Source organism: Kineococcus rhizosphaerae, assembly GCF_003002055.1.
Classification (GTDB): Bacteria; Actinomycetota; Actinomycetes; order Actinomycetales; family Kineococcaceae; genus Kineococcus; species Kineococcus rhizosphaerae.
On sequence record NZ_PVZF01000004.1, the window covers coordinates 323,882 to 349,726 of the forward strand.

At 73.6% G+C, this 25,845-nt stretch carries 26 protein-coding genes; 14 read left to right on the forward strand and 12 right to left on the reverse strand.

Annotation, left to right across the window (positions count from 1 at the left end; all coding sequences use genetic code 11):
* Positions 1-27 precede the first annotated feature (27 nt).
* Together CLV37_RS10705 and CLV37_RS10710 are read left to right on the forward strand one after the other, a co-directional pair.
* On the forward strand, positions 28-1,323 hold the full coding sequence (locus CLV37_RS10705) for an aspartate kinase (RefSeq protein WP_106210013.1): 1,296 nt from the start codon (positions 28-30) through the stop codon (positions 1,321-1,323).
* A complete protein-coding gene (locus tag CLV37_RS10710; protein ID WP_106210015.1) occupies positions 1,320-2,393 on the forward strand; it encodes an aspartate-semialdehyde dehydrogenase in 1,074 nt (357 codons plus the stop codon). The genes CLV37_RS10705 and CLV37_RS10710 overlap by 4 nt, the downstream gene beginning before the upstream one ends.
* A gap of 69 nt (positions 2,394-2,462) precedes the next feature.
* On the opposite strand, the gene CLV37_RS10715 is transcribed toward CLV37_RS10710, so the two are convergent.
* Positions 2,463-2,921, reverse strand: coding sequence for a hypothetical protein (locus CLV37_RS10715; RefSeq protein ID WP_106210017.1), 459 nt, complete (start codon positions 2,919-2,921; stop codon positions 2,463-2,465).
* 90 nt (positions 2,922-3,011) lie between these two features.
* Here CLV37_RS10715 and CLV37_RS10720 point away from each other — a divergent pair, with 90 nt between their 5' ends.
* On the forward strand, positions 3,012-4,016 hold the full coding sequence (locus CLV37_RS10720) for a potassium channel family protein (RefSeq protein WP_106210019.1): 1,005 nt from the start codon (positions 3,012-3,014) through the stop codon (positions 4,014-4,016).
* 28 nt (positions 4,017-4,044) lie between these two features.
* Positions 4,045-4,599 (forward strand): dihydrofolate reductase family protein, encoded by a 555-nt coding sequence (locus tag CLV37_RS10725; protein WP_106210022.1) that lies wholly within the window; start codon positions 4,045-4,047, stop codon positions 4,597-4,599.
* A gap of 21 nt (positions 4,600-4,620) precedes the next feature.
* Here the strand turns inward: CLV37_RS10725 and CLV37_RS10730 are convergent, their stop codons facing one another.
* Entirely contained in the window at positions 4,621-5,892 is a 1,272-nt protein-coding gene (locus CLV37_RS10730) for a uracil-xanthine permease family protein (protein WP_106210024.1), read from the reverse strand.
* A gap of 248 nt (positions 5,893-6,140) precedes the next feature.
* Between CLV37_RS10730 and CLV37_RS10735 the strand changes: the two genes are divergently transcribed.
* The 4 genes from CLV37_RS10735 (at position 6,141) to CLV37_RS10750 (ending at position 10,786) form a co-directional block, all read left to right on the forward strand.
* Positions 6,141-7,238 (forward strand): sugar ABC transporter substrate-binding protein, encoded by a 1,098-nt coding sequence (locus CLV37_RS10735; protein ID WP_106210026.1) that lies wholly within the window; start codon positions 6,141-6,143, stop codon positions 7,236-7,238.
* Positions 7,239-7,322: 84 nt separating this feature from the next.
* Entirely contained in the window at positions 7,323-8,120 is a 798-nt protein-coding gene (locus tag CLV37_RS10740; protein ID WP_106210028.1) for an ATP-binding cassette domain-containing protein, read from the forward strand.
* A 26-nt stretch (positions 8,121-8,146) separates the two neighbouring features.
* Positions 8,147-9,487, forward strand: a complete 1,341-nt coding sequence (locus CLV37_RS10745; RefSeq protein WP_106210030.1) for a sugar ABC transporter permease — start codon at positions 8,147-8,149, stop codon at positions 9,485-9,487.
* Between the two features lie 42 nt (positions 9,488-9,529).
* A complete protein-coding gene (locus CLV37_RS10750) occupies positions 9,530-10,786 on the forward strand; it encodes an ROK family transcriptional regulator (RefSeq protein ID WP_106210031.1) in 1,257 nt (418 codons plus the stop codon).
* Here the strand turns inward: CLV37_RS10750 and CLV37_RS27545 are convergent.
* Positions 10,762-10,917 carry a hypothetical protein gene (locus CLV37_RS27545; protein ID WP_170127179.1) on the reverse strand — a complete coding sequence of 52 codons (156 nt, stop codon included), beginning with the start codon at positions 10,915-10,917 and terminating at the stop codon, positions 10,762-10,764. The genes CLV37_RS10750 and CLV37_RS27545 overlap by 25 nt on opposite strands.
* Before the next feature lie 68 nt (positions 10,918-10,985).
* Between CLV37_RS27545 and CLV37_RS10755 the strand changes: the two genes are divergently transcribed.
* A complete protein-coding gene (locus tag CLV37_RS10755) occupies positions 10,986-11,582 on the forward strand; it encodes a DUF2238 domain-containing protein (protein WP_106210033.1) in 597 nt (198 codons plus the stop codon).
* Between the two features lie 37 nt (positions 11,583-11,619).
* Here CLV37_RS10755 and CLV37_RS10760 read toward each other — a convergent pair whose 3' ends face one another.
* The 6 genes from CLV37_RS10760 to CLV37_RS10785 form a co-directional block, all read right to left on the reverse strand.
* A complete protein-coding gene (locus CLV37_RS10760; protein ID WP_106210035.1) occupies positions 11,620-11,970 on the reverse strand; it encodes a UBP-type zinc finger domain-containing protein in 351 nt (116 codons plus the stop codon).
* Positions 11,970-13,331 carry a sensor histidine kinase gene (locus CLV37_RS10765; RefSeq protein WP_106210036.1) on the reverse strand — a complete coding sequence of 454 codons (1,362 nt, stop codon included), beginning with the start codon at positions 13,329-13,331 and terminating at the stop codon, positions 11,970-11,972. Before CLV37_RS10765 ends, CLV37_RS10760 begins: the two co-directional genes overlap by 1 nt.
* Positions 13,328-15,010, reverse strand: a complete 1,683-nt coding sequence (locus CLV37_RS10770; RefSeq protein WP_106210038.1) for an NAD(P)/FAD-dependent oxidoreductase — start codon at positions 15,008-15,010, stop codon at positions 13,328-13,330. The genes CLV37_RS10765 and CLV37_RS10770 overlap by 4 nt, the downstream gene beginning before the upstream one ends.
* A gap of 50 nt (positions 15,011-15,060) precedes the next feature.
* The gene (locus tag CLV37_RS10775; RefSeq protein ID WP_106210040.1) at positions 15,061-15,363 is read right to left on the reverse strand and encodes a hypothetical protein; all 303 of its coding nucleotides are present in this window, start codon (positions 15,361-15,363) and stop codon (positions 15,061-15,063) included.
* A gap of 175 nt (positions 15,364-15,538) precedes the next feature.
* The gene (locus tag CLV37_RS10780) at positions 15,539-16,042 is read right to left on the reverse strand and encodes a helix-turn-helix domain-containing protein (RefSeq protein WP_211298548.1); all 504 of its coding nucleotides are present in this window, start codon (positions 16,040-16,042) and stop codon (positions 15,539-15,541) included.
* Entirely contained in the window at positions 15,988-16,209 is a 222-nt protein-coding gene (locus tag CLV37_RS10785; protein ID WP_106210044.1) for a hypothetical protein, read from the reverse strand. The genes CLV37_RS10780 and CLV37_RS10785 overlap by 55 nt, the downstream gene beginning before the upstream one ends.
* Positions 16,210-16,290: 81 nt before the next feature.
* Between CLV37_RS10785 and CLV37_RS10790 the strand changes: the two genes are divergently transcribed.
* Complete coding sequence (locus CLV37_RS10790; protein WP_106210046.1) at positions 16,291-17,136, forward strand: glycoside hydrolase family protein; 846 nt, start codon at positions 16,291-16,293, stop codon at positions 17,134-17,136.
* Here the strand turns inward: CLV37_RS10790 and CLV37_RS10795 are convergent.
* On the reverse strand, positions 17,105-17,839 hold the full coding sequence (locus tag CLV37_RS10795) for a class I SAM-dependent methyltransferase (RefSeq protein WP_106210048.1): 735 nt from the start codon (positions 17,837-17,839) through the stop codon (positions 17,105-17,107). The genes CLV37_RS10790 and CLV37_RS10795 overlap by 32 nt on opposite strands.
* Positions 17,840-18,154: 315 nt before the next feature.
* Here CLV37_RS10795 and CLV37_RS10800 point away from each other — a divergent pair, with 315 nt between their 5' ends.
* Positions 18,155-19,789: an ABC-F family ATP-binding cassette domain-containing protein gene (locus CLV37_RS10800; RefSeq protein ID WP_106210049.1), complete on the forward strand. Its 1,635-nt coding sequence runs from the start codon at positions 18,155-18,157 to the stop codon at positions 19,787-19,789.
* Between the two features lie 19 nt (positions 19,790-19,808).
* On the opposite strand, the gene CLV37_RS10805 is transcribed toward CLV37_RS10800, so the two are convergent.
* A complete protein-coding gene (locus tag CLV37_RS10805) occupies positions 19,809-21,317 on the reverse strand; it encodes a glycoside hydrolase family 140 protein (protein ID WP_106210050.1) in 1,509 nt (502 codons plus the stop codon).
* A 226-nt stretch (positions 21,318-21,543) separates the two neighbouring features.
* On the opposite strand from CLV37_RS10805, the gene CLV37_RS10810 reads away from it, so the two are divergent.
* From CLV37_RS10810 to CLV37_RS10820, 3 genes are all read left to right on the forward strand, one after another.
* The gene (locus tag CLV37_RS10810; protein WP_106210051.1) at positions 21,544-22,761 is read left to right on the forward strand and encodes an MFS transporter; all 1,218 of its coding nucleotides are present in this window, start codon (positions 21,544-21,546) and stop codon (positions 22,759-22,761) included.
* Positions 22,758-23,225, forward strand: a complete 468-nt coding sequence (locus CLV37_RS10815; RefSeq protein WP_106210053.1) for a GNAT family N-acetyltransferase — start codon at positions 22,758-22,760, stop codon at positions 23,223-23,225. Before CLV37_RS10810 ends, CLV37_RS10815 begins: the two co-directional genes overlap by 4 nt.
* A 223-nt stretch (positions 23,226-23,448) precedes the next feature.
* Positions 23,449-24,687, forward strand: coding sequence for an Nramp family divalent metal transporter (locus CLV37_RS10820; protein ID WP_106210055.1), 1,239 nt, complete (start codon positions 23,449-23,451; stop codon positions 24,685-24,687).
* A gap of 71 nt (positions 24,688-24,758) precedes the next feature.
* Here the strand turns inward: CLV37_RS10820 and CLV37_RS10825 are convergent, their stop codons facing one another.
* Positions 24,759-25,784, reverse strand: coding sequence for an aldo/keto reductase (locus CLV37_RS10825; protein WP_106210057.1), 1,026 nt, complete (start codon positions 25,782-25,784; stop codon positions 24,759-24,761).
* Between the last annotated feature and the right edge of the window lie 61 nt (positions 25,785-25,845).

The window sequence follows — 25,845 nt, forward strand, 5'->3', positions numbered from 1 at the left end:
GGTCAACGTTCCGTAGAATCGCTCGTCGTGGCTCTCGTGGTGCAGAAGTTCGGCGGTTCCTCGGTCGCTGACGCCAACGGCGTCAAGCGCGTGGCGAAGCGCATCGCCGCGACCAAGCGCGCCGGCCACGAGGTCGTCGTCGTGGTCTCGGCGATGGGCGACACCACCGACGAGCTCATCGACCTCGCCGAGCAGGTCAGCCCCCGTCCGCCCGCGCGCGAGCTGGACATGCTGCTGACCTCCGGCGAGCGGATCTCGATGGCGGTCCTGGCCATGGCGATCTCGAACCTGGGCCTGGAGGCGCGGTCCTTCACCGGTTCCCAGGCCGGGGTCATCACCGACTCCTCCCACGGCCGCGCGCGCATCATCGACGTCACCCCGGGCCGGATCCGCTCCGCGCTCGACGAGGGCGCGATCGCGATCGTCGCCGGGTTCCAGGGCGTCAGCCAGGACACGAAGGACATCACGACCCTCGGCCGCGGCGGTTCGGACACCACGGCCGTCGCCCTCGCGGCGGCGCTGAAGGCCGACGTCTGCGAGATCTACACCGACGTCGACGGCGTGTTCACCGCGGACCCGCGCATCGTGCCGGCGGCCCGCAAGATCAACCGGATCGCCACCGAGGAGATGCTGGAGATGGCCGCCAACGGCGCCAAGATCCTCATGCTCCGCTGCGTGGAGTACGCCCGGAACTACGACCTGCCGATCCACGTGCGCAGCTCCTTCAGCCCGCACGAGGGGACCTGGGTGACCGACTCCCCCATCCCCGCCGCCTTCGCCAGCACCCAGACCGGGGAGGAACCCGTGGAACAGCCGATCATCTCCGGTGTCGCGCACGACCGCAGCGAGGCCAAGATCACCGTCGTCGGCGTGCCCGACAACCCCGGCACGGCGGCCGCCATCTTCACGGCCGTCGCCGAGGCCGAGATCAACATCGACATGATCGTCCAGAACGTCTCGGTGGGGGCCTCGGGCCGCACCGACGTCTCCTTCACCCTGCCCAAGGCCGAGGGCACGACGGCGATCAACGCGCTGGAGAAGGTCAAGCCGGCGATCGGTTTCGAGCGCACCGAGTACGACGACCAGATCGGCAAGATCTCGCTCATCGGCGTCGGGATGCGCTCGCACCCGGGCGTCTCGGCGACGTTCTTCCACGCCCTGGCCGGCAAGCAGATCAACCTGGAGATGATCTCCACCTCGGAGATCCGCATCTCGGTCGTGACGCGCGCCGACCAGCTCGACGACGCGGTGCGCGCCGTGCACACCGCCTTCGGTCTCGACGCCGAAGCTGAAGCCGTGGTCTACGGAGGGACCGGACGATGACTGAGAACCGCAAGCCCACCCTCGCGGTCGTCGGGGCCACCGGCGCCGTCGGCACCGTCATGCTCGGGATCCTCACCGAGCGCCCCGACGTGTGGGGCGAGATCCGCCTCGTCGCCTCGGCCCGCTCGGCCGGCAAGGTCCTGCGCGTGCGCGGCGAGGACGTCGTCGTGCGCGAGCTGACGCCCGAGGTCTTCGACGGCGTCGACGTCGCCATGTTCGACGTGCCCGACGAGGTCTCCGCCGTGTGGGCGCCGATCGCCGCCGAGCGCGGCGCCGTGGCCGTCGACAACTCCGGCGCGTTCCGCCTCGACGACGAGGTCCCCCTCGTCGTCCCCGAGGTCAACGGCGCGGCCGCCCGCAACCGCCCCAAGGGCATCATCGCGAACCCGAACTGCACGACGCTGACGATGATGGACGCCCTCGGCGCCCTGCACGAGCAGTGGCAGCTCACCGAGCTCGTCGTCGCCAGCTACCAGGCCGCCTCCGGCGCCGGCCAGCCCGGCGTGGACCGGCTGTACGACGAGATCGCGGTCGTCGCGGGCGACCGCACCCTCGGCTCGGCGGCCGGGGACACCGCGAAGGTCGTCTCCGAGAAGCTGGGCGACGACTCCCCGTTCCCGGCGCACCTCGTCCTCAACGTCATCCCCGTCGCGGGGTCGCTGAAGGACGACGGCTGGACGAGCGAGGAGCTGAAGGTCCGCAACGAGTCCCGCAAGATCCTGGGCATCCCGGACCTGAAGGTCTCCGCGACCTGCGTCCGCGTCCCCGTGCAGACGACGCACTCCCTCGCGGTGCACGCGACGTTCGCCCGGCCCGTGTCCGTGACCGAGGCCACCGCGGCGCTCGAGGCCGCCCCGAGCGTCGAGGTCCGCGACGACCTGGCCAACGGCGTGTTCCCGACCCCGGCGACCACCGTCGGTGGCGACCCGACCGTCGTGGGGCGGATCCGCCAGGCGCTGGACTTCCCGAACACCCTCGACCTGTTCGTCACCGGCGACAACCTCCGCAAGGGGGCGGCGCTGAACACCGCGCAGATCGCCGAGCTCGTCGCGGCCGAGCTCACCGCCTGAGCCCGCGCGTCCGAAGGCCCCGTCCGCAGTCCCGGGCGGGGCCTTCGTCGTGCCCGGGCCACTCGCCGGTCAGTAGTACGGCAGGCCGAGCGTGCGGTTGTGCTCCTTGCAGGCGTTGTACCCCGTGACCGCGGACACGACGAAGGCCGCGAGCCAGATCGGGCCCGTGACGACGAGGGACAACCCGAGCGTCACGGAGGCGAGGAACGCGGCGATCGGCGCGCAGACGACCTGGGCGACGACGAGGCAGACCCCCAGCGCGGTCTGCCCGGCGTAGCAGTTGCCCGCGCCGAGCCACAGGAACGAGAACAGCACGGCCAGCCCGGGGGTCTTGACCGGGACGACGACCACGGGCCGGGGCGGGTACGGCTGCGGGTACGGCTGGTACTGCTGGTACTGCTGCCGGGGGTCCTGCGGCGGGTACGGCTGCACCGGACCGGGCGGGGGCTGAGGGGTCGCGTCGCGCCAGGGCTGGGGCCGGTCCTGCCACGCCCGCCCGTCGTCCGGTCCCGGTCGGTACCCGCTCACGTCGCCCCCCCTCGTCCTCGGGGACATCGTGGCACCCGGTGACGGTCCGTGTCGCGGGTGCGGGGGACGGTGGTGCAGCAGACTGCGGGGGTGGTCGATCGCGACGCGCGCCTGCGCCTGCCCGCCGGGCGACCGGTCTCGCCCCTGCGCGCCATCGCGCTGCGGCTCGGGCTCGCCCTGCTGCTCGTGGTGGTCTGCTGGGCCGTCGTCGTCCTCGAGCGCGACGGGTACCGCGACGGGGCCGACGGGACGCTGTCGGTGCTGGACGCGCTCTACTACACGACGGTGACGCTCTCCACGACCGGCTACGGCGACATCGTCCCCGTCACCGACGGCGCGCGGCTCGTCAACGCCCTGTTCGTCACGCCGGTGCGGATCCTCTTCGTCGTGATCCTCGTCGGCACCACCATCCAGGCGCTCACCGAGCGCTCCCGCAAGGAGTTCCGCCTCGCGCGCTGGAGGGCCCGCATGCACGACCACGTCCTGGTCCTGGGGTACGGCACGAAGGGCCGCAACGCGGTCCGGGAGCTGCGCCTGAAGGGGACCCCGCCCGACCGGATCCTCGTCGTGGACCGCAACCCCGGGGCGACCGCCGACGCCTCCCGCGACGGCTACCTGTGCGTGACGGGCGACGTGACGCGCTCGGACACGTTCGTCACGGCGCTGGCCGAGCGGGCGCGCACGGTCGTCGTGGCCGTCGACCGCGACGACACGGCCATCCTGGCCACCCTCGCCCTGCGCCGCCTCAACCCGCGCGCCACGGTCGTGGCCACGGCCCGCGAGGTCGAGCACGCGGACCTGCTGCGCCAGTCCGGGGCGGACTCGGTGGTGGTGACCTCGGAGACGACGGGACGGCTGCTGGGCCTGGCCGCGGGCAGCCCGGCGTCCGTGGAGGTCGTCGAGGACCTCGTGTCCTTCGGCACCGGCCTGGACCTGACCGAGCGGGTGGTCGAGGCCGGGGAGGTGGGGGCGGCGCCGGGGTCTCTGGGCTTCCCCGTGCTGGCGGTCGTGCGGGAGGGTCGGACCCTGCTGTTCCACGAGGTCGCGGCGCTGCAGCACGGGGACCGGCTGCTGCTCGTCACCGGCCGGAGCTGACCTGCCAGGACACCACCGAGGAGGAACCGTGCGCGCCGTGACCTGTTCCCTGGCCGTCTCGATCGACGGCTTCGTCGCCGGCCCGGACGGCGACTTCGACTGGGCCGACCCGGACGAGGAGTTGTTCCGCTTCGCCACCGACGAGGTGCGGGGCCTGGGCGTCCACCTGCTCGGCCGCCGCCTGCACGAGGCGATGCTCTACTGGCAGGACCCGCCCGAGCCGCTGGGCGCGCTGGAGCAGGAGTTCGCCCGGGTCTGGAACGCGCTGCCGAAGGTGGTGTTCTCCTCCACGCTCACGCACGTCGACGCCCCCGCCCGGCTGGCCACCGGCTCCCTGGCCGAGGAGGTCGCCGGGCTGCGGGAGCAGGACGGCCCCGGGAACGTCGGGATCGGCGGCGCCACCCTCGCGGTCGCCGCGGCCGAGGCGGACCTGATCGACGAGTACCGGCTGCGTGTCTACCCGGTGCTCACCGGCGGGGGAACGCCCTTGTTCCCCGCCGACGGCCGGCGCCGGGACTTCACGCTCAGGCAGGCGCGCACGTTCGCCTCGGGCGTGCAGTTCCTGCACTACGTCAGACGTTGATCACGTCAGACGCTGATCGCGTCAGACGCTGACGGTCCCCCGCGCCCGGCCCACGACCCGCATGAGGTGGTAGGTGACGATCGCCGCGACCGTCCCGAGCGCGATGCCGGCGAACGTCAGCCCGCCCGAGGTGGTGAACGTGTAGTTCGCGATGCCCACGATGAGCGCGACGGCGGCCGTCGTGAGGTTCACCGGGTCGGAGAAGTCGACCTTGTTCTGCACCCAGATCCGGGCGCCGAGGACGCCGATCATCCCGTAGAGCAGGGTCGCGGCGCCGCCGAGCACGCCCGGGGGGATGGACCCGACGAGCGCGCCGAACTTGGGCGAGAAGGACAGGACGAGCGCCGCGGCGGCGGCCACCCAGTAGGCGGCCGTCGAGTAGACCTTCGTCGCGGCCATGACGCCGATGTTCTCGGCGTAGGTCGTGGTCCCCGAGCCCCCGCCGAGACCGGCGAGGGTCGTGGCCAGGCCGTCGGCCAGCAGCGCCCGGCCGGCGAGCGGGTCCATGTCCCGGCCCGTCATGGCCGCGACCGACTTCACGTGCCCGACGTTCTCGGCGACGAGGACGAACACGACGGGCAGGAAGAGCGCGAGGTCGGAGACGTCCACGCGGGGCGCGGTGAACGTCGGCAGCCCGACCCACGAGGCCTGCTCCACGGCGTCGAAGGACACCAGCCCCCGCACCGCGGCGAAGGCGTACCCCACGACGACGCCGACGAGGATCGCGAGCCGGCCCAGCAGCCCCCGGAACAGCACGCTGGTGAGCGCGATGGCGAGCAGGGTGACGACGGCCGTGACCGGGTCGGCCCGGAAGCCGGAGGTCTCGGTCGTCCCCCACGCCGCGGGTGCCAGGTTGAGCCCGATGAGCGCGACGATGGTGCCGGTCACGACGGGCGGCATGACGAGGTCGATCCACCGCGACCCGGCGAGGTGGACGACGAGCCCGACGACCGCCAGCAGCAGACCGGTGACGAGGATCCCGCCCGTGGCCGACCCGGCGGAGCTGGCCAGGATCGGCGCGATGAACGCGAACGAGGACCCGAGGTAGCTCGGCAGCCGGTTGCGGGTGATGAGCAGGAACAGCGCGGTGCCGACCGCGGAGAAGAACAGCGTCGTGGCGACGGGGAAACCCGTCAGCGCCGGGACGAGGACCGTCGAGCCGAACATGGCGACGACGTGCTGCAGCCCGATGCCCACCGTGCGCGGCCACGCGAGCCGCTCGTCGGGGGCGACCACCTCGCCCGGCGAGACCGCCCGTCCGTCACCGTGCACTCGCCAACCCGAACCCGCCACGGACGTTCCCCTCTGCTGCGCGACGTCCGGCGACCACCGGACCGTCGGGAAGGGTAGCCGTCGGGAGGAGGGCTCCACTGCGCGACGGGTGACGGACAACTGCTGCGTCCGGGTGGAGGTTCCCGGTCGCAGGTCACAACCGGGTCACGAACCTCCCGGACCGGGGGGAACAGGTATATGTTTTGGGGCACAACTTACCCCCGGCGCCATCGGACGACCCCGGGGGACCACGATGCGAAGGGGCATCCATGCGCGTTCGATCCTCCGTCCTGCTCGCGTCCGGCGTCGCCGGCCTGCTCCTCGTGTCGGCCTGCGGCAGCGGCGGCGACACGGGAACCTCCAGCGACGGCGCCAGCAGCGGCAGCAAGGGGGGTGCCGCCGAGGTCGGCGTCATCCTGCCCGACACGAAGTCCTCGGCCCGGTGGGAGTCCTTCGACCGCCCGCTCCTGCAGAAGGCGTTCGAGGCGGCCGGCGTGAAGGCCGACATCCAGAACGCCCAGGGCGACGCGTCGAACATGCAGACCATCGCCGACCAGATGCTCACCGAGGGCGTCAAGGTCCTGGCCATCGTCAACCTCGACTCCGACTCCGGCGCCGCGATCGAGGCCAAGGCCAAGAAGCAGGGCGTCCAGACCATCGACTACGACCGCCTCACCCTGGGCGGTTCGGCCGACTACTACGTCTCCTTCGACAACACCAAGGTCGGCCAGGAGCAGGGCCAGGGCCTGGCCGGGTGCCTGGGCGGGGGCGACAAGAACATCGTCTACCTCAACGGCTCCCCCACCGACAACAACGCCACCCAGTTCTCCAAGGGCGCCCACAGCGTCCTGGACCCGATGACCAACTACAAGGTCGTCGCCGAGCAGTCCGTGCCCGACTGGGACAACCAGCAGGCCGCCACCATCTTCGAGCAGATGCTGACCCAGCAGGGCGGCAAGATCGACGGCGTCCTCGCCGCCAACGACGGCCTCGGCAACGCCGCGATCTCCATCCTCGCCAAGAACGGTCTGGCCGGGAAGGTCCCGGTGACCGGCCAGGACGCCACCACCCAGGGTCTGCAGAACATCCTCGCCAAGACCCAGTGCATGACCGTCTACAAGCCCGTCGACCAGGAGGCCAAGGCCCTGTCCGACATCGCGATCGCGCTCATCAAGGGCGACACGCCCAAGACGACCGGGACCGTCGAGGACACCACCGGCAAGCGCGACGTGAAGTCCATCCTGCTCGACCCGCAGCTCATCACCCGCGACAAGGTCAAGAGCGTCGTCGACGCCGGTTTCGTCAAGGCGAGCGACGTGTGCACCGGAGACTTCGCCGCCGACTGCACCGAACTCGGCATCTCCTGACCCGACCCCGAACCACCGGGAACCCCGCCCCAGGGGTTCCCGGTGCTCGGCACGTCCAGAACCCCGACGTCCCCGAGGAAGATGATGACTGACGCAACCGGTCCCGGCGCAGCCCCCCTGCTGTCGCTGCGCGGGATCGACAAGAGCTTCGGCGCGGTCCAGGTCCTGCACGGCGTCGACCTCGACGTCCGCGCCGGCGAGGTCACCGCGCTCGTCGGCGACAACGGCGCCGGCAAGTCCACGCTCGTGAAGTGCATCGCGGGCATCTACACCATCGACGCCGGCGAGTACCGGTTCGAGGGCCGCGACGTGCACATCACCGGCCCGCGCGACACCGCGGAACTGGGCATCGAGGTCGTGTACCAGGACCTCGCGCTGTGCGACAACCTCGACATCGTCCAGAACATGTTCCTGGGCCGCGAGAAGCGCCGCGGCATCCTGCTCGACGAACCCACGATGGAGGAACTGGCCCGCCAGACCCTGGCGAGCCTGTCCGTCCGCACGGTGCGCTCGGTGCGTCAGCAGGTCTCCAGCCTGTCCGGCGGTCAGCGCCAGACCGTCGCCATCGCCAAGGCCGTCCTGTGGAACTCCCGGGTGGTCCTGCTCGACGAACCCACCGCCGCCCTCGGCGTGGCCCAGACCCGTCAGGTCCTCGACCTCGTGCGCCGCCTCGCCGACAACGGCCTGGGCGTCGTCCTCATCTCGCACAACCTCAGCGACGTCTTCGAGGTCGCCGACAACATCACCGCCCTGTACCTGGGCCGCTCCGCCGCGACGGTGAGGACCCGCGACGTCACGAGCAGCCAGGTCGTCGAACTCATCACCACGGGACGCTCGGGCGACCTCGGCCTGGCCCCGGCCACCGCGTCGGCCCCGGTCTGACCGACCCGGTCCACGAAGGAGAAACCATGTCGACCACTCCCGGAGACGGTTCGGGAACGACCCAGTTCACCCAGCCCGAGACCAGCGAGGCCGAGCGCATCCGCGAACTCGCCCGCGCCACCGCGCAGGGCGGCAGCCCCCTGGAGCACGCCGCCCCCGAACCCACGTTCCGCGAGGGCGTCCAGGCCTACGTCGCCCGCCTGCGCGGCGGCGACATCGGGTCCCTGCCGGCCATCGCCGGTCTCGTCGTGCTGTTCGTGCTGTTCTCCGCGCTGCGGCCGGACACCTTCCCCACCCCCGGGAACATCGCCAACCTGCTCGTCCAGGCGTCCTCGATCATCGTGCTCGCGATGGGCCTGACGTTCGTCCTGCTGCTCGGCGACATCGACCTGTCCGCCGGTGTCGCGGGCGCCGCCTCGGCGGCCGTCATGGCCATCGCGCTGCGCGACGGCGGCGTCAACTGGCTCGTCGGCCTGCTCGCCGCGCTGCTCACGGGCCTGGTGCTCGGGACCCTCATCGGGTTGCTCGTCTCCCGGGTGGGGATCCCCTCGTTCGTCGTGACCCTGGCGTTCTTCCTCGGCATCCAGGGCATCACGCTGCGCCTCATCGGCGAGGGCGGCACCATCGCCGTCCGCAACGAGACCATCGTCGCGATCGCGAACTCGAACATGCCCGTCGGGCTGGGCTGGGCCCTGACGATCCTGGCCGTCGTGGCCTTCGCGGCCGTCAGCCTGGGCCGCTGGGCCGGTCAGCGCCGCCGCGGGCTGTCCCGCGACAACCTCGGCGTCGTCGTCGCGCGGCTCGTCGTCGTCGCCGTGCTGCTGGTCGTCGTGACGGCGATCCTCAGCCAGAACCGCGCCCGCGTGGCCAGCATCCACCTGGCCGGGATCCCCTACTCGGTGCCGATCATCGCCGTGCTGCTCGTCCTGCTGACGATCGTCCTGGGCCGCACCACGTACGGCCGGCACGTGTACGCCGTCGGCGGCAACCCCGAAGCCGCGCGCCGCGCGGGCATCTCGGTCCGCGGGATCCGCATCTCGGTGTTCATGATCGGCTCGACGCTGGCCGCGCTGTCCGGCGTCATCGACGCCTCGCGGCTGAACTCCGTCGCCCCCGGGTCCGGTGGCGCGAACACGCTGCTGCTCGGCGTGGGCGCCGCGGTCATCGGCGGCACCAGCCTCTTCGGCGGCAAGGGGCGCGTCTCGAACGCCGTCATCGGTGGTCTGGTCATCGCCGCCATCGCCAACGGCCTGGGCCTGCTCAACCAGGCCCAGTACGTGAACTACCTCGTCACGGGCGCGGTGCTGCTGCTGGCCGCCACCGTCGACGCCGTCTCGCGCCGTCGCCGGGCGTCCTCGGCGGTCTGAGCACCGCACGGGCACCGGTTTCGGCACGAGAGGATCACGGGCGTGGGCGAGGTGGTGGCGGGCGCGCGGGGACGCGGGACGGAGGACGTGCGGCGGCACAACCTCGCCGCCCTCCTCGGCCTCGTCCACGCCGGCGGCGCCACCACCCGCGCCGAGGTGACCCGGCAGCTGGAGCTGAACCGCTCGACGATCGGCGGCCTCGTCGGGACCCTCGTCGAGGCCGGCCTCGTCGTCGAGCGGCTGCCGGCCGCCGACGCCACCTCCGGCCGGGTGGGACGGCCGTCGCTGGAGGTCCGGGCCCGCGAGGGCGGGGCGGAGGTGCTCGCGGGGTACGTCGACGTCCACGAGCTGCAAGTGCTGCGCGTGGGCCTGGGCGGCACCGTCGCGGGCCGGCGCACGATCGCCCTGGCCTCGCCGCCGGACCCCGAGACGGCGGCCGACCTGTTCGCCGACACCGCCGCGGACCTGCTCGCCGTCGGGCCCCCCGACGTCGTCGTGGGGGTCGGGCTGGCGGTGCCCGGCACCGTCCGCACCGAGGACGGCAGCGTCGCCTACGCCCCGAACCTCGGCTGGGACGACGCCCCGTTCGGCGACCGCGCGGCGAAGTCGCTGACCGAGCGGACCGGCCGCCGGGTGCGCGTCGACGTCGCCAACGACGCCGACCTCGGGCTGCTCGCCGAACACCGGCGGGGCGCGGCGGTGGGGCTGACCGACGTCGTCTACCTCTGCGGCACCTACGGCCTCGGCGGCGGCGTCCTCACCGGCGGCCACCCGCTGACGGGCAAGCGGGGTTTCGCGGGCGAGGTCGGGCACATGGGCGTCGACCCCGACGGCCGTCCCTGCCGCTGCGGCAGCCGGGGGTGCTGGGAGAGCGAGACCCTGGCCTCGGCGTGGGCCCAGCCCTTCGACCTCGACGAGAACGCGGCCGACATCGTCGACCTCGTGCTGCAGCGGCTGGGCTCGGGCGGGGTCGTCTCGCGCCGCACGCGCGACAAGCTGTCCCGCGCCTTCGCGCGGGGGCTGGCGAACATGGTCCACCTGTTCGACCCGCAGGCCATCGTCCTCGGCGACGGGTTGTGGCGGGACCTGTGGCCCGCGCTGGCCGACGACGTGCTGCCGTGGGTGGACCGGTTCGTGATGCCCGCCATGCGGGCCGGGGTCGAGGTGCGCGGTTCGGCGCTGGGCCGCGACTCGACGGTCCTGGGCGCGGCGGAACTGGCGTTCGCGCCGCTGCTGGACGACCCGCTGGGAGTGCTCGCCGGTCAGGCGTCCTCTCAGTCGCCCGCCCGGTCGTCGTGAGACCCGCCGCGGAACTCGTCCCGCAGCGTGCGGGGGTCGGCGTCGCGCAGCGCGGACCCCGAACCCCGGATCCGGCGGTAGGCCAGGAAGGCCACGACCGCGAGCACGACGACGATCAGCAGGTACTTCACCCCTCGACCCTACGCACCGTCGCGGCGAAAGCCCACCCGCGCAGCGCGCCCACGGCCATGCTGGGACGGTGCGCACCCCCCGCTGGACCCCCGCCGCCCTCGTGCTGATCGCGACGGTCGCCCAACTGCTCGTGGCGACGTTCGCCCGGGACCTGCCGCAGTTCGCGGGCAAGGCGTTCGGGGCGCGGCTGGTGTTCTACCCGCTGCTGATGCTGTTCGTCCCGGTCGTGTGGTTCGTGGTCCACCGGCGACGACGGGACGCCCCCTGGGCCGGTCTCACCCTCGTGATGACGCCGTTCCTGGTCGACGTCACGGGGAACACCCTGGACCTGTACGACACCGTCGTCTGGTGGGACGACCTGCTGCACTTCACCAACTGGTGCCTGCTCACGCTGGGCCTGGGCCTCGTCCTGGGCGTCGCGCGGGTGCGTCCCCGGTGGGCGCGGGCCGTCGCGACGATCGGGGGCGGGGCGCTGCTGGCGCTGCTGTGGGAGATCGGCGAGTGGTGGACGTTCATCCGGCACGGCACCGAGCTCGCCACCGCCTACGAGGACACCCTCGGCGACATGGTCCTGGGCACGGCCGGTTCCACCGTCGCCCTCGCCGTCCTCGTCCTGCTCGCCCGCCGCGCCCCCACCGCGCGCGAGGCACACCTCGCGCCCTGAACCCCGGCGTGGCGAGGGCGCGAGGTGTGCCTTCGGCCTAGTGCAGCAGGCGCGTCCAGTTCGCGGGCACGCGACCGGCGGGGCCGGGGGCCGGCTGGTCCTCGGGGTGGTGCAGCGGCGGGGCGAGGTCGGGGCCGCCCGCGTACGTCTCGTCGGACGCGAAGTCGTAGAACCACTCCTCCCCCGGCTCGTAGCTGCGCACGACGCCGTGACCGGAACTCGCGGCGTGGGCCCGGGCGTGCTGGCCGGGCGAGGAGTCGCAGCAGCCGACGTGCCCGCACGCGGCGCAACGGCGCAGGTGGAACCACCAGCCCTGCGGCTGCGCCGCGTCGCAGTCGGCGCAGCCGGGGCCGCTCGGGGCGGCGCTCGGCTCGATCTGGTCCACCATCAGTCCTCCTGGGGTTCTACGGGCAACCACACCCGGAACACGGTGTTCCCGGGCACGCTGTCGACGCTGAGCCGGCCGCGGTGGCGGTGCACGACGACGCGCCAGGCGATGTCGAGCCCCAGCCCCGTGCCCTGCCCGACGTCCTTGGTCGTGACGAACGGCTCGAAGATGCGCGGCAGGACCTCGGGCGGGACGCCGGGGCCGTCGTCGGCGACCTCGACGCACACCCCGTCGGCGTCCGGGTGGACCCGGACGGTCACGGTGCCGCCCTCCTCCCCCAGGGCGTCGAGCGCGTTGTCGAGCAGGTTCGTCCACACCTGGACCAGTTCGCCCGTGTGCCCCAGGACCTGCGGCACGTCGGCGTACTCGGTGGCGACGCGGGAGTTGCCGACGGCGCGCCCGGCGCCCGCGCCGAGCATCGAGATCGCGGCGTCCAGCAGTTCGCGGACGTCGACCCACCGTTCGGGCGCCCGGTCCAGCTGGGCGTAGTTCCCGGCCGAGGCCAGCAGCGCGCTGATCCGCCCCGACGCGGCCGCCGCCTCGGCGACGAGCGAGCGGACGGCGACGGTCCGCGCGAACCACGTCACGGTGCCGGGATCGGTGGGCAGGTCCGCGGCGGCCAGCCCGTGCTCGACGAGGACGGGGGCGAGGTCCTCCGGGTCCTCGACGCCCAGCTCGTCGAGGGCGTCGACCAGGGCGTCCTCGGCCTCGTTGCGGCGCAACGGGTCACCAGGAACGACAGCCGACCCCGCGGCGGGCACCTCGGGCAGCCCGGGGGCCAGCCGCGCCACGGAACCCTCCAGCGAGCGCAGTTCCTCCTGCAGCTGCGCGAGCGTGCGGGCCAGGGCCGCGGCCGGGTTCCCCAGCTCGTGGGTGAGTCCCGCGGTCAGCGACCCCAGGGCCAGCAGGCGTTCACGTTCGCTGGTGAGCTTCTGGGCCTGCGTCAGCCCGATGCGGGTGCCCTCGAGCAGGTGCACGGCCATCGGGAACCACTCGCGGACGACCCGCCCGAACGTCGCCGCCGGCAGGACGAAGAACTCCGACGGTTCCAGGACGCGCAGCGAGGAGGTGTACCCGGCGGGGGCGCCGTCGCCCAGGTACGCCTCCCACGCGCCGGCGTAGACGCCGCGCTGGCGCGTGCGGCCGATCTCCAGGTCGTCCCCGCCGCCCTGGTGGTGCAGGCTCACGTGCCCGTCGAGCAGCACGTAGAAGCACGTCGCGGCGTCACCCTCGCGGTAGAGCCAGCCGGGTTCGGCGTGGACCACGTCGCCGCTGTCGGCGAGCTTGCGCACCTGGGCGTCCGACAGCCCCTCGAAGAGGAACAGGGTGCGCAGTTCGTCGGGGGTCACGGACGGGCTCACTGCTGCGCGAGGTAGCGGTGGACGAGCATGACGGCCATCGCGCCCTCCCCCACGGCGGAGGCGACCCGCTTGACCGAGTCCGCGCGGGCGTCCCCGGCGACGAACACCCCGGGCATCGACGTCTCCAGGTGGTAGGGGTCGCGCGCGGGCGTCCACCCCGGCGGCCGCTCGCCGTCGACGACGAGGTCGGGACCGGCCAGGACGAAGCCGTGGTCGTCGCGGCGCACGGACCCGTCGAGCCACGCCGTGCGGGGGGCGGCGCCGATGAACACGAAGACGTGGTGGGCGTCCACCGTGGTCTCCAGACCGGACTCCTTGTCCCGCAGCGTGATGCACTCCAGCCGGTCGGAACCGCGCGCCGCGGTCACCTCGGTGCACAGGCGCACGCGGATGTTCGGCAGGGCGGCGATCTGGTCGACGAGGTACGCCGACATCGAGGCTTCCAGCGAGGTGCCCCGCACCAGCATCGTGACGGTGCGCGCGGACCGCGCGAGGTTCACGGCCGACTGCCCGGCGGAGTTCGCGGCCCCGACGACGAACACGTCCTCGTCGGCGCAGGCGGAGACCTCGCTGAGGGCGGCGCCGTAGTAGACGCCGCGGCCCGTGAACTCGGCCAGGCCCGGCCCCTCCAGCGTGCGGTAGGAGACGCCCGTGGCCAGCAGCACGGTGTGCGCGGCGACGCTGGTCCCGTCGGAGAACCGGACGACCCGCGCGCCCCCGGCGGCCTCCAGCCCCGTCACCGTGCGCGCGGTGAGCGTCTCGGCGCCGAACTTGGCGACCTGGCGCCGGGCCCGGTCGGCCAGCTGCGCCCCGGACAGCCCGTCGGGGAACCCCAGGTAGTTCTCGATGCGCGAGCTCTGGCCCGCTTGCCCGCCCGTCGCGTGCTGCTCGACCAGGACGGTCCGCAGCCCCTCCGAGGCGCCGTAGACCGCGGCGCCGAGCCCGGCCGGGCCGCCGCCGACGATGGTGAGGTCGTAGAACTCCCGCTGCGGGCGCGTCCTGAGCCCGACGTGGTCGGCGAGCGTGACGTCGTCGGGGTCGACGAGCACCTCCGGGCAGGCCCCGTCGACCGGGGCCAGGACGACGGGCAGCTGCGTGGACCCCGCGGCGCTCAGCAGGCGGTCGGCCTCGGGCTGCCCGGCGAGCAACCAGCGGTAGGGGACCTCGTTGCGGGCCAGGAAGTCGCGCACCGCGAACGAGCGCGCCGACCACCGGTCCCCGATGACGACGACCTCGTCCGGCGCACGGACCGGTTCGGCGTTCCAGCGTTCGAGGAGGCCGTCGAGGACGGGGTAGAGCTTCTCCTCCGGCGGGTTCCAGGGTTTGAGGAGGTAGTGGTCGAGGTCGACGTCGTTGATGGCGCGGATCGCGGCGGACGTGTCGGCGTAGGCCGTCAGCAGGACCCGGCGCGCGGACGGGAACAGGTCCATCGCGGCCTCGAGGAGCTCGACCCCGTCCATCTGCGGCATGCGGTAGTCGGCGAGGACGGCCGCGACGGCCTCCCCGCGCAGCTTCACCTCGCGCAGCGCCCCCAGGGCGTCCGGACCGGACTCGGCGCGCAGGACGCGGTAGTCCTTGCCGTAGCGGCGACGCAGGTCCCGGGCCACAGCACGGGACACGGCCGGGTCGTCGTCGACCGTCAGCAGGACCGGTCGCTGTTCCTCACCTGGAGCCGCCACAGGTCGGACGGTAAGCGGTCACGGCCCGCCCCGGCCAGACCCTGCCGGGGTCAGGTTCGGGCGGCGGGTCGGGCGGGGGCACCCGCGCGCCACGCGGTGACGGCCGCGACGACGAGCAGGGCGCCCCACGCGGGCGCGGTGAACCGCCACGCCCCCGGCAGCACGGTGAGGACCACGAGCGTCACCATCGCGGCTGCGAGGCCCACGGCGGACGCGGTGCGGCCCAGGTACGCGTGCCCGAACCCCGGCCACAGCACCGACAGCGCGGCCGCGGCGAGCGGTCTGCGCGGCACCCGGACGCTGACCCGCCCGGTCTCGAGGACCTCGAGGTCCTCCCACTTCACGACGGTCACGTCACAGCCCCCCGGCTCGTCCGACCAGTGTCCGGCGCCCCCGCGCCAGGGGGCAGTCTGCCGCCACGGGAGGGTCGTCGGTGACCATTCGCCCCGTCCCGAGCATGTCGTCACCCAGCGTTCACCCGCCCCGACTCCCCGTGCCCGACTCCCGCGCGAGGCACACCTCGAGCCCTCAGGAGGCGCTCTCGCGGGCGCGAGGTGTGCCTCGCGCGGGAGCGGGCAGGGCGGGAGCGGGCGGGGCGCCGGCGCGGAACGAGCGGCGGTGGGCGGCGGGACCGACGCCGCGGCGGGCGGTGAACTGGCGGCGCAGCGCGTCCGCGGTCCCCATCCCGCACCGCTGGGCGACGGCGTCGACCGTCAGGTCGGTGCGCTCGAGCAGCTCCTCGGCCCGGCGCAGCCGCTCGGCCACCAGCCACCGGTGCGGCGTCGTGCCCGTCGCGGCGCGGAACCGGCGCGCGAACGTCCGGGGCGACAGCAGCGCCCGACGGGCCAGCTCCTCGACGGGCAGGTCCTGCTCGAGGTGCCCGCGCGCCCAGTCCAGCACCGCGGCGAGGTCGTCGCCGGCCGCCGGGACGGGGTGGTCGACGAACTGCGCCTGCCCGCCCTCACGGTGGGCCGCCGTCACCGTGCGCCGGGCCAGCGCGTTCGCGACCGCCGCCCCGCGGTCGCGGCGCACGACGTGCAGGCACGCGTCCAGCCCGGCCGCGGGCCGCAGAGCAGGAACCCGGTGGCGGCGAACCCCTCGTCGGAGCGGTCGAGGCCGAAGACCTGGGCGGCGATCCCGAGTTCGAAGGCGGCGACGCGCTCACCGACGAGGGCCGCGACGACGTGCGCTGGACGCATGCGGACAGGGTGGCAGGAACGTCGGGTCCCACGACAGTCCTGCCACTGGTCCCGCACCCTGCGGCGGCCCACCCTCGACGGGTGCTGACGATCCCCGCGACCTCCTCGATCCTCGTCCCGGCCCCGCTCACGGGGGCCCAGCGGTGGGCCGGTGCGCCCTCGGCGGCGCTCGACCACGACGGTTCGCTCGTCCTCGCGCACCGCGAGCGCGCCGGGTCCGACGCGATGGTCCTGTCCCGTTCCGACGACGGCGGCGCCACCGTCCGCGAGGTCGCGCGGTTCGGGCCCGAGGTCGCCGGGGCGGCGATGCTGGAACGTCCCGCCCTGGTGCGCGACGACGACGGGTGGTGGCTGTTCGCCGGGTTCGCGAGCCCGGACAGCCCGCACTGGTGGGTGGGCCTCCTGCGCGCGCCGCGGTTGGAGGACCTGGCCCGGGCCACCGTCGTCCCCGTCCTGCCCGGGGACGCGACCGTGGGGTTCAAGGACCCCGTCGTGCACCGCGCCGCCGACGGCTCGTGGCGGCTGTGGGTCTGCGCCCACGACCTGTCCGAGCCCGGCCAGGAGGACCGCATGTCCACGCTGTCCTGCACCAGCTCCGACGGGACCTCCTGGTCCGAGCCGACGACGGTGCTGACGGGCCGGCCGGGGACGTGGGACGCGCGCGGGGCCCGCGTCAGCGCCGTCGTCGACGGGTTCCTCGCCTACGACGGACGGGCCAGCGCGGCGGAGAACTGGTTCGAGCGCACCGGCTGGGCCACCCTCGACGGCCACCGCGTCCCGGACGCCCCCGTCACCGACGTCCGCTACCTCGACGTCCTCGACCTGCCCGACGGGTCACGTCGGCTGTTCTTCGAGGCCCGGACCCCCACCGGCGACCACGAGCTGCGCACGGCCCTCACCCCCGCCGGAAGCGGGTGCAGTGCGTGAGGTACGGGACGCGGACCTCCTCGCCGGGCGCGAACTCCTCGTCCAGGACCCGGCCGACCTCGGCGAGCAGGTCCGCCCGCTCGTGGTCCGCCAGCACGATGACGTAGCTGCGGGAGGCGACGAGGTCCAGGATCCCGGCCCGGTCGGTGACGTGCTCGAACCGCGTCGTGAACGTCTCGCCGCCGGTGAACGGGGCCCCTACGTTCGCGGCGCTGGACCGCATCTCGTGCTCGCTCCCCTGCTGCGCGATCGCCCACACCCGGCCCACCCACGGCACCGACTCGTCCCGCACGTTCCACACCAGGCCCAGCGTCCCGCCGGGCCGCAGGACCCGCGCCACCTCCGGGACGGCCCGGGCGGGGTCGACCCAGTGCCACGCCTGCGCGACGACGACCGCGTCCACGCAGGCGTCCGGCAGCCCCGTGGCCTCCGCCGACCCCTCGTGCGCCTCGACGTCGAGCGTGCTGCGCAGTTCCGCGAGCATCTGCGGCGACGGTTCGACGGCGACGACGTCCAGACCCCGCGCGACCAGCGACGCCGTGAACTTCCCCGTCCCCGCCCCCAGGTCCAGGACCCGCCGGGCGCCGGCGACCAGGAAGTCGACCGCGTCGTCGGGGTACCCGGGGCGGGCGCGGGCGTACTCGCCCGCGGCGGCCCCGAAGGAGCGGGCGTGGGCGGCGAGGTCGTACCCGGGAGACTCCACCCCCGCATCCTCCCCCCGCGATCGAGGAACTTCTCCCCGCGATCGAGGAGGGTGCCGCCACGGACGGTGCGCGGTTCCTCGATCGCGGTGGTGGAGTCCTTGATCGCGGGGAGGGAGTCCTTGATCGCGGGGAGGGAGTCCTTGATCGCGGGGAGGGAGTCCTTGATCGCGGGGAGGGAGTCCTTGATCGCGGGGAGGGAGTCCTTGATCGCGGGGAGGGAGTCCTTGATCGCGGGGAGGGAGTCCTTGATCGCGGGGAGGGAGTCCTTGATCGCCGTGGTTTGGGGGGCGGCGACGACCGGCGAGAATGGGGCCGTGAGTGCCACCCTCGTCGCCAAGGACCTCAGCGCCGCCCACGGGACGCGCGCGCTGTTCTCCGGTCTGGACCTCGTCGTCGCCCCCGGGGACGTCGTCGGTCTCGTCGGGGCGAACGGGGCCGGCAAGTCCACGCTGCTCAAGCTCCTGGCCGGGCTCGACCGGCCCGAGACAGGGACCGTCACCCTGTCCCCGCCGACCGCGACCGTCGGGTACCTGCCGCAGGAACCGGACCGCCGGCCCGGGGAGACGGTGGCGCAGTTCCTGGGCCGGCGCACGGGCGTCACCGCCGCGCAGGAGGAGATGGACGCCGCCGCCACGGCCCTGGGCGAGGGCGCGGCCGGAGCCGACGACCGGTACGCCGACGCCCTCGACCGCTGGCTGAACCTCGGCGGCGCCGACCTCGACGAACGCCGCGACGAGGCCCTGGCCGACGTCGGGTTCACCCCCTCCCCCGACGCCCTGATGACGTCGCTGTCCGGTGGCCAGGCCGCGCGCGCCGGGCTCGCCGCGCTGCTGCTGTCGCGCTACGACGTGTTCCTGCTCGACGAACCCACCAACGACCTCGACCTCGACGGCCTGGCCCGCCTGGAACGGTTCGTCACCGAGCTGCGCTCGCCCGCCGTCGTCGTCAGCCACGACCGCGAGTTCCTCACCCGGACCGTCGACCGCGTCGTCGAGCTCGACCTGGCCCAGCAGGTCGTGCGGGTCGTCGGCGGCGGGTACGAGGCGTTCCTGTCCGAGCGCGACGTCCAGCGCCGGCACGCGCGGGAGGCGTACGACGAGTACGCCGAGACGAAGTCCGGGCTGGAGGCCCGCGCCCGGATGCAGCGCGGGTGGATGGCGCAGGGCGTGCGCAACGCCGTCCGCAAGGGCGACCCCGACAAGAACATCCGCGCCAAGATGCGCGAGGGCAGCGAGAAGCAGGCCGCCAAGGCCAAGCAGACGGACCGGATGATCGAGCGGCTGGAGGTCGTCGAGGAACCCCGCAAGGAGTGGAAGCTGCAGATGTCGATCGCGGCCGCCCCCCGCTCGGGGTCGGTCGTGGCGACGCTGCGCGAGGCCGTCGTGCACCGCGGGTCGTTCACGCTGGGGCCCGTGACGCTGTCGATCGACGCGGGCGACCGGGTCGCGGTGACGGGACCGAACGGGGCCGGGAAGTCGACGCTGCTGAACCTGCTGCTGGGGCGGGTGACCCCCGACAGCGGCACCGTCCTCGGCGGGTCGAGCGTGCGGGTGGGGGAGATCGACCAGGCCCGCGGCGCGTTCGGCGACGACCGGACGCTGGCCCGCGCGTTCGGCGACGAGGTCCCCGACACCCCCGACGCCGAGGTGCGGACCCTGCTGGCGAAGTTCGGTCTCGGCGCCCACCACGTGAGCCGCAGCGCGGCGAGCCTGTCCCCCGGGGAACGGACCCGCGCGGCCCTGGCGCTGCTGCAGGCGCGCGGGGTGAACCTGCTCGTGCTCGACGAACCGACCAACCACCTCGACCTGCCCGCGATCGAGCAGCTCGAGGAGGCGCTCGCGAGCTACGACGGGACGCTGCTGCTGGTCAGCCACGACCGGCGGTTGCTGGAGGCCGTCGAGGTGACGCGGCGGCTGGTCGTCGAGGACGGGCGGGTCCGCGAACTCTGAGGCGTTTCCCGCTCCCGGGTCAGGCGATCGCGGAGCCCGTGACGTCGTCGCAGAACACGACGACGCGCGGGGCGCCGCCGGGGTCGCGGACGGTGTGGTCCGCGCCGAGCTCCCCGCGCTGCAGGACCTCCCCGGTGCGCGGGTCGACGACCCGGTAGGTGCGGGGGACCCCCTCGGGCTGGAAGAGCCGCAGGTCCCCGCCGTCGTGGCAGTACGACAGGAGGAACGTGCCGGGCACGAACACGTTGCGGGGGTTGGCCGTGCGGGACCAGTCGGGCCGCGCCCCCGTGAACGGCAGGCCGTGCAGCACCCGGTTCAGCACCCCCGGGTAGCGGGACCCCTCGAACTCCAGCGCCTCGCGCCAGCCCGCCCCGGGCGCGGAGAACCACGGCGACTGGCCCCGTTCGTCGGGGTGCAGCTGCCACTGCCACAGGCTGCCCGCCCCGTACACGACGCCCATCGTGGCGCCCGCGCAGAAGTTGGTCCACGCCTCGTGGCCCTGCCACCAGCCGCCCGCGAACCCCGTCCGCCGGGTGTTCTCGTAGGACGGTTCCCCGTTGGCGACGGCCTTCTCCGGCAGGTTGCGGTACAGGTGCGCGACGCGTTCGGGCACGTGGTCGCCGAGGTGACCGGTCTGGCACCACTGGAAGTCGAGCCAGTCGGCGTCCTGGTGCTCGGCGCCGCTCGCGAAGGGGCTGTAGTGCAGGCCCGTGGGGTGGGCGTAGTCGTCGCTCGCGTGGACCTCCAGGCCACCGGCCAGGACCTGCGGTTCGTCGCCGGACCGGTCGGCCCCCACGAGCCACACCGCGGGGTGGGCACCGTAGCGGGCCACGAGGTAGCGGCAGTACCGCGCGTACTCCTCCGGCGGGACGACCGCCCCGGCCGCGCGCAGCCCCTTCCAGCCGAACCCCTGGAAGACGGGCTGCCACACGGGCACCAGCCCGTGGCGCACCAGCACCTCGACGAGGGCGTCGAGGTGCTGGAAGTAGTCGGGACGCAGCCGCGTGAGCCTGCCCTCGGGCAGGTCGTCGAAGGCGACGCCGAAACCCTCGTCGAGGGACCGGTCCTCGGGTCCGCGCGCGTCCATGTCGGGCTGGACGCTCATCAGCAGGACCGCGTTGAACCCCTTCGCGGCGCGGTCGGCGGCGTAGACCTCGACCTGGTCCACGGTGGCCCGCCACGGCAGCGCCCACGGGGTGTCCGCGACGAGGAACGCGGGGGTCCCGTCGGCGTGCACGAGGTGACGGCCCTGCAGCCGCCAGAACCCGTGCTCGGCGAAGACCCCCTCCCCGGCCCCGGCGTCGACGACGAACGTCCCGCCCCCGGTGGCGCCCTCGACCGACCACGACCACGGCCCCGTCAGCCCCGGGGAGGCGAAGCGGACCCGCCACGTGGTGCCCCCGTCCCAGAAGGCGGGGCGGCGCACGACGCGGCCCGAGCCGTGCGTGAAGGTGACCCGCACGTCGTGGTCGCCGTAGCCGCCGGGACCGTCGAAGGAGAACTCCTGGGAGGACCACGGTGTCGTCACGGCGGCAGTCTGTCAGGGCCGTGCGCCACGGGACCGGGCCGCGCTCGCCTGAGGTCTTCGTGAGGTGTTGCCGCCACGCCCGGGACGCCGTGCGCGACAGCGATTTCGAGGCCCGGTCCCGATCGGCTGGAACATCGGCGGCGCCGACGGCGATGATCGGGGTGTCGACAGGCCGACGGAGCGCTGATCGAAGACCCTGCCCCCTCGCCCCGAGAAGGAACCGCTCGTGCCCCTCGCCCTCCTGGCCCTCGCCATCGGCGCCTTCGGCATCGGAACCACCGAGTTCGTCGCCATGGGCCTGCTGCCGCAGATGGCCGCCACCTTCGGCGTCTCCATCGCCTCCGCCGGCTGGCTGGTCTCGGCCTACGCCCTCGGGGTCGTCGTGGGTGCCCCCACGCTGACGGCCCTGACGCACTCCCTGCCCCGCAAGAAGGTCCTCGCGGGCCTCATGGGGCTGTTCGTGCTCGGCCACGTCGCGACGGCGCTCGCCCCGACCTTCCACCTGCTCATCGGCGCCCGGTTCCTGTCGGGCCTGTCGCACGGCGCGTTCTTCGGCGCCTCGGCCGTCGTGGCCCGCAAGATCGCCCCGCCCGGACGGCAGGGGCAGGCGCTCGCGCTGGTCTTCACCGGGCTGACCGTCGCGAACGTCGTCGGCGTCCCGGTCGGGACCTACGTCGGGCAGCAGCTCGGCTGGCGCCTCACGTTCTCCCTCGTCGGGGTCATCGGCCTGCTGACGGTCGCCGCGATCCTGGCGATGGTCCCCGAGGTCGAGACCCGCTCGGGCACGCTGCGCTCGGAGTTCGCCGCGTTCCGCCGCCGGCAGGTCTGGTGGACGCTGCTCATCACGACGGTCGGCTTCGCCAGCATGTTCACGGTCGTCAGCTACGTCTCGCCGCTGCTGACCGACGTCGCCGGGTTCGCCGAGAGCTCGGTCAGCTGGGTGCTCGTCCTGTTCGGCCTGGGCGCGACGCTGGGCAACCTCGTCGGCGGCCGGCTGGCCGACTGGCGGCCCTACCGGACGCTGGCGGCCGGGTTCGTCGGGCAGGTGGTCGTCTTCGGGGGCCTGTTCCTGTTCTCGGGGAACAAGATCGCCGCCGCGGCGGGCGTGTTCCTCTTCGCGTTCATCGGGTTCGTCATGTCGGCGCCGATCCAGACCCGCGGGATCCTCGCCGCGGGCGGGGGCGCGTCGATGGCCTCGGCCGCGATGCAGGCCGCCTTCAACGTCGGCAACGCCATGGGCGCCTTCCTCGGCGGCGTCGCGATCGACGCCGGGTTCGGCTACGCCTCGACCGCGCTCGTCGCGCTCGTCCTGGCCCTGCTCGGGCTGCTGATCCTCGTCGAGGCCACCCGCGTCGACAAGAACGGCCGCGCGCCCATCGACCCCCGGGTGCCCGCCCTGCCCTCGCAGCGGCGCCGCCGGGTGGGTGCCACCGTGGAGGGGTGAGCCTGCAGATCCACCCCCGCCCGCTCGGCGACCCCGACCTCGACACCCTGATCGAGGCTGCGGTCGCCGAGCTGAACGTCCGCTACCGCACCCCCGGCGAACCGGACGTCGAGTACCCGCTGGCCCCCGAGGCCGTCTGCCACGTCGCGTACCTCGACGGCGCACCGGCCGGGTGCATCGCCCGCGTCGACGTCGACGAGCCCGGGTGGGACGCGACGGTCGAGATGAAGCGGGTGTTCGTGCGCCCGCAGGCCCGCGGCCGGGGCGCCGCCCGCGCCCTCGTCGCCCGCTTCGAGGCCGAGGCGCGCGCCGCCGGAGCCCGCCGGGTCCGGTTGGAGACGGGGACGCTGCAGCCGGAGGCGATGGCGCTGTACGAGGCGCTGGGCTACGAGCGCCTCGCCGAGAACTTCGGGCCGTGGGCGGACAGCCCGTTGTCGGTCTGCTACGCCAAGTCCCTCCCCTGACCCCGCGATCAAGGACCGGGTCACCGCGATCAAGGACCGGGTCACCGCGATCAAGGACCGGGTCACCGCGATCAAGGACCGGGTCACCGCGATCAAGGAAGTGCCGACGGTGACCGTCGCCGCAGTCCTTGATCACCGCGCGGCAGTCCTTGATCGCGGAGATGAGTGGGGCGACGAGGAAGAAGAGAGTTCGGTGCGCCGAACTTTCGTGCATGATGTCCTCATGACGACGGACGCCCGCCCCGCCGCGCCCGCCCGCCCCGAGCGCGGTCTGCTGCGCCTGCTCGGCCCCGCGTTCGTCGCGGCCATCGCCTACGTCGACCCCGGCAACGTCGCCGCGAACCTCACCGCGGGTGCGGGGTACGGGTACCTGCTGCTGTGGGTCCTCGTCGTCGCCAACGCCATGGCCGTCCTCGTGCAGTACCTGTCGGCCAAGCTGGCCGTCGTCACCGGCCGCACCCTGCCCGAACTCCTGCGCGACCGGTTGGGGCGGCGGGCGAGGCTGGCGTTCTGGGCGCAGGCCGAGCTCGTGGCCGTCGCCACCGACCTGGCCGAGGTCATCGGGGGCGCGGTCGCGCTCAACCTGCTGTTCGGGACCCCCCTGCTCGTGGGCGGGATCGTCACGGGCGCGGTCTCGATCGGCCTGCTGGCCCTGCACGGCCGCAACGGCGTGCGCCGGTTCGAGGCCGTCATCGTCGGGTTCCTGCTGATCATCGTCGTCGGGTTCGTCACCGGGGTAGTGCTCGCCCCGCCGAACGCCGCCGAGGCCGCCGCCGGTCTGGTGCCGCGCTTCGCCGGGGCCGAGACGGTGCTGCTGGCCGCGAGCATGCTCGGCGCGACGGTCATGCCGCACGCGGTCTACCTGCACTCCGCCGTCGCGCGCGACCACCACGGGACGGTCGCACCCGCCGACCGGCGGCGGGTGCTGGGGGCGACGCGCGTCGACGTCGTCGCGGCCCTGGTCGTCGCGGGCCTGGTGAACATCTCGATGCTGCTGCTGGCCGCGTCGGCCCTGCGCGGCGTCCCGGGCACCGACACCCTCGAGGGCGCCCACGCGGCCGTCGCGACCCACCTCGGCGCGGGGGTCGCCCTCGTCTTCGCGATCGGCCTGCTGGCCTCCGGGCTGGCCTCGACGTCCGTGGGCGCCTACGCGGGCGCCGTGATCATGCAGGGGCTGCTGCACGTCGACGTGCCCCTGCTCGTGCGCCGGGTCGTCACGCTGATCCCCGCGCTGGTGTGCCTGGGGTTCGGCGTGGACCCGACGCGCGCGCTCGTCGTCTCGCAGGTCGTGCTGAGCTTCGGGATCCCGTTCGCGCTGATCCCGCTCGTGCGGCTCACCAGCGCCCGCGACCTCATGGGCGAGCACGTGAACCGGCCCGTCACGAAGGTCCTCGCGACGGTCGCGGTCACGCTCGTCGTGGCCCTGAACCTCGCCCTGCTGGACCTGACGTTCCTCGGCTGACCGCGGGGGTTTCGGCACGTTGCCTCCCCGGTCTCGATCACAGGGCCCGGGGAGGCAACGTGCCGATTCCCTCAGGCGGCCGCACGGGTCGTCGCCGGCCGCCGGCGCAGGGCCGCGTCCCCGATCGGAGGCGTGCGGTACTGCATGTCGAGCAGCCCGACGTCCTCGCCGGGCGGCACGATCGCGTCGATCCGGTCCAGGACGGCGTCGTCGAGGACGACGTCGGCGCCGGCGAGCAGGTCGTCGAGCTGCTCCATCGTGCGCGGGCCGAGGATCGCGGACGTGACGCCGGGGTGGGCGACGACGAAGGCGAGCGCGAGGTGGGTGAGCTTGACGCCGACCTCGTCGGCCAGGGCGACGAGCTCCTCGACGACGTCGAGGCGGCGTTCGTCGGAGAAGTAGCGGAACCGGTTGGCGCGCATCGAGTCGACGGGGGCGCCCTTGCGGTAGCGGCCGGTGAGCATCCCGCCGGACAGCGGGGAGTAGACGAGGGTGCCCATGCCGTACCGCTGCGCGACGGGCAGGACCTCGTTCTCGATGCCGCGGTTGAGGATCGAGTACGTGGGCTGCTCGGTGCGGAACCGTTCCAGCCCGCGGCGCTCGGAGACCCACTGGGCCTCGACGATCTCGGAGGCGGGGAAGCTGGACGTGCCGATCGCGCGGACCTTGCCGGCGCGCACGAGGTCGGTCAGCGCGGACAGCGTCTCCTCGACGTCGGTGTCCGGGTCGGGGCGGTGCACCTGGTAGAGGTCGACGTGGTCGGTGCCGAGGCGGCGCAGCGAGTCCTCGAGGGCGCGGACGATCCAGCGCCGGGAGTTCCCGCGGCGATTGGGGTCCTCGCCCATGGGCAGGTGGAACTTGGTGGCGAGGACGACGTCGTCGCGGCGGCCCGCGAGCGCCTGACCGACGATCTCCTCCGAGGCGCCCTGGGAGTAGGCGTCGGCGGTGTCGACGAGGTTGATCCCGGCGTCGAGGGCGCGGTGGATGATCTTGACGGAGTCTTCGACGTCGCCGTTGCCCATCGGGCCGAACATCATCGCGCCGAGCGCGAAGGGGCTGACCTGGATGCCGGTGCGGCCGAGGCTGCGGTGCTGCATGGGGGTCCTCCGTGAGACGATGAAGCGGAACGTTCTTCCGGAACTGTACGGAACGTTGTTC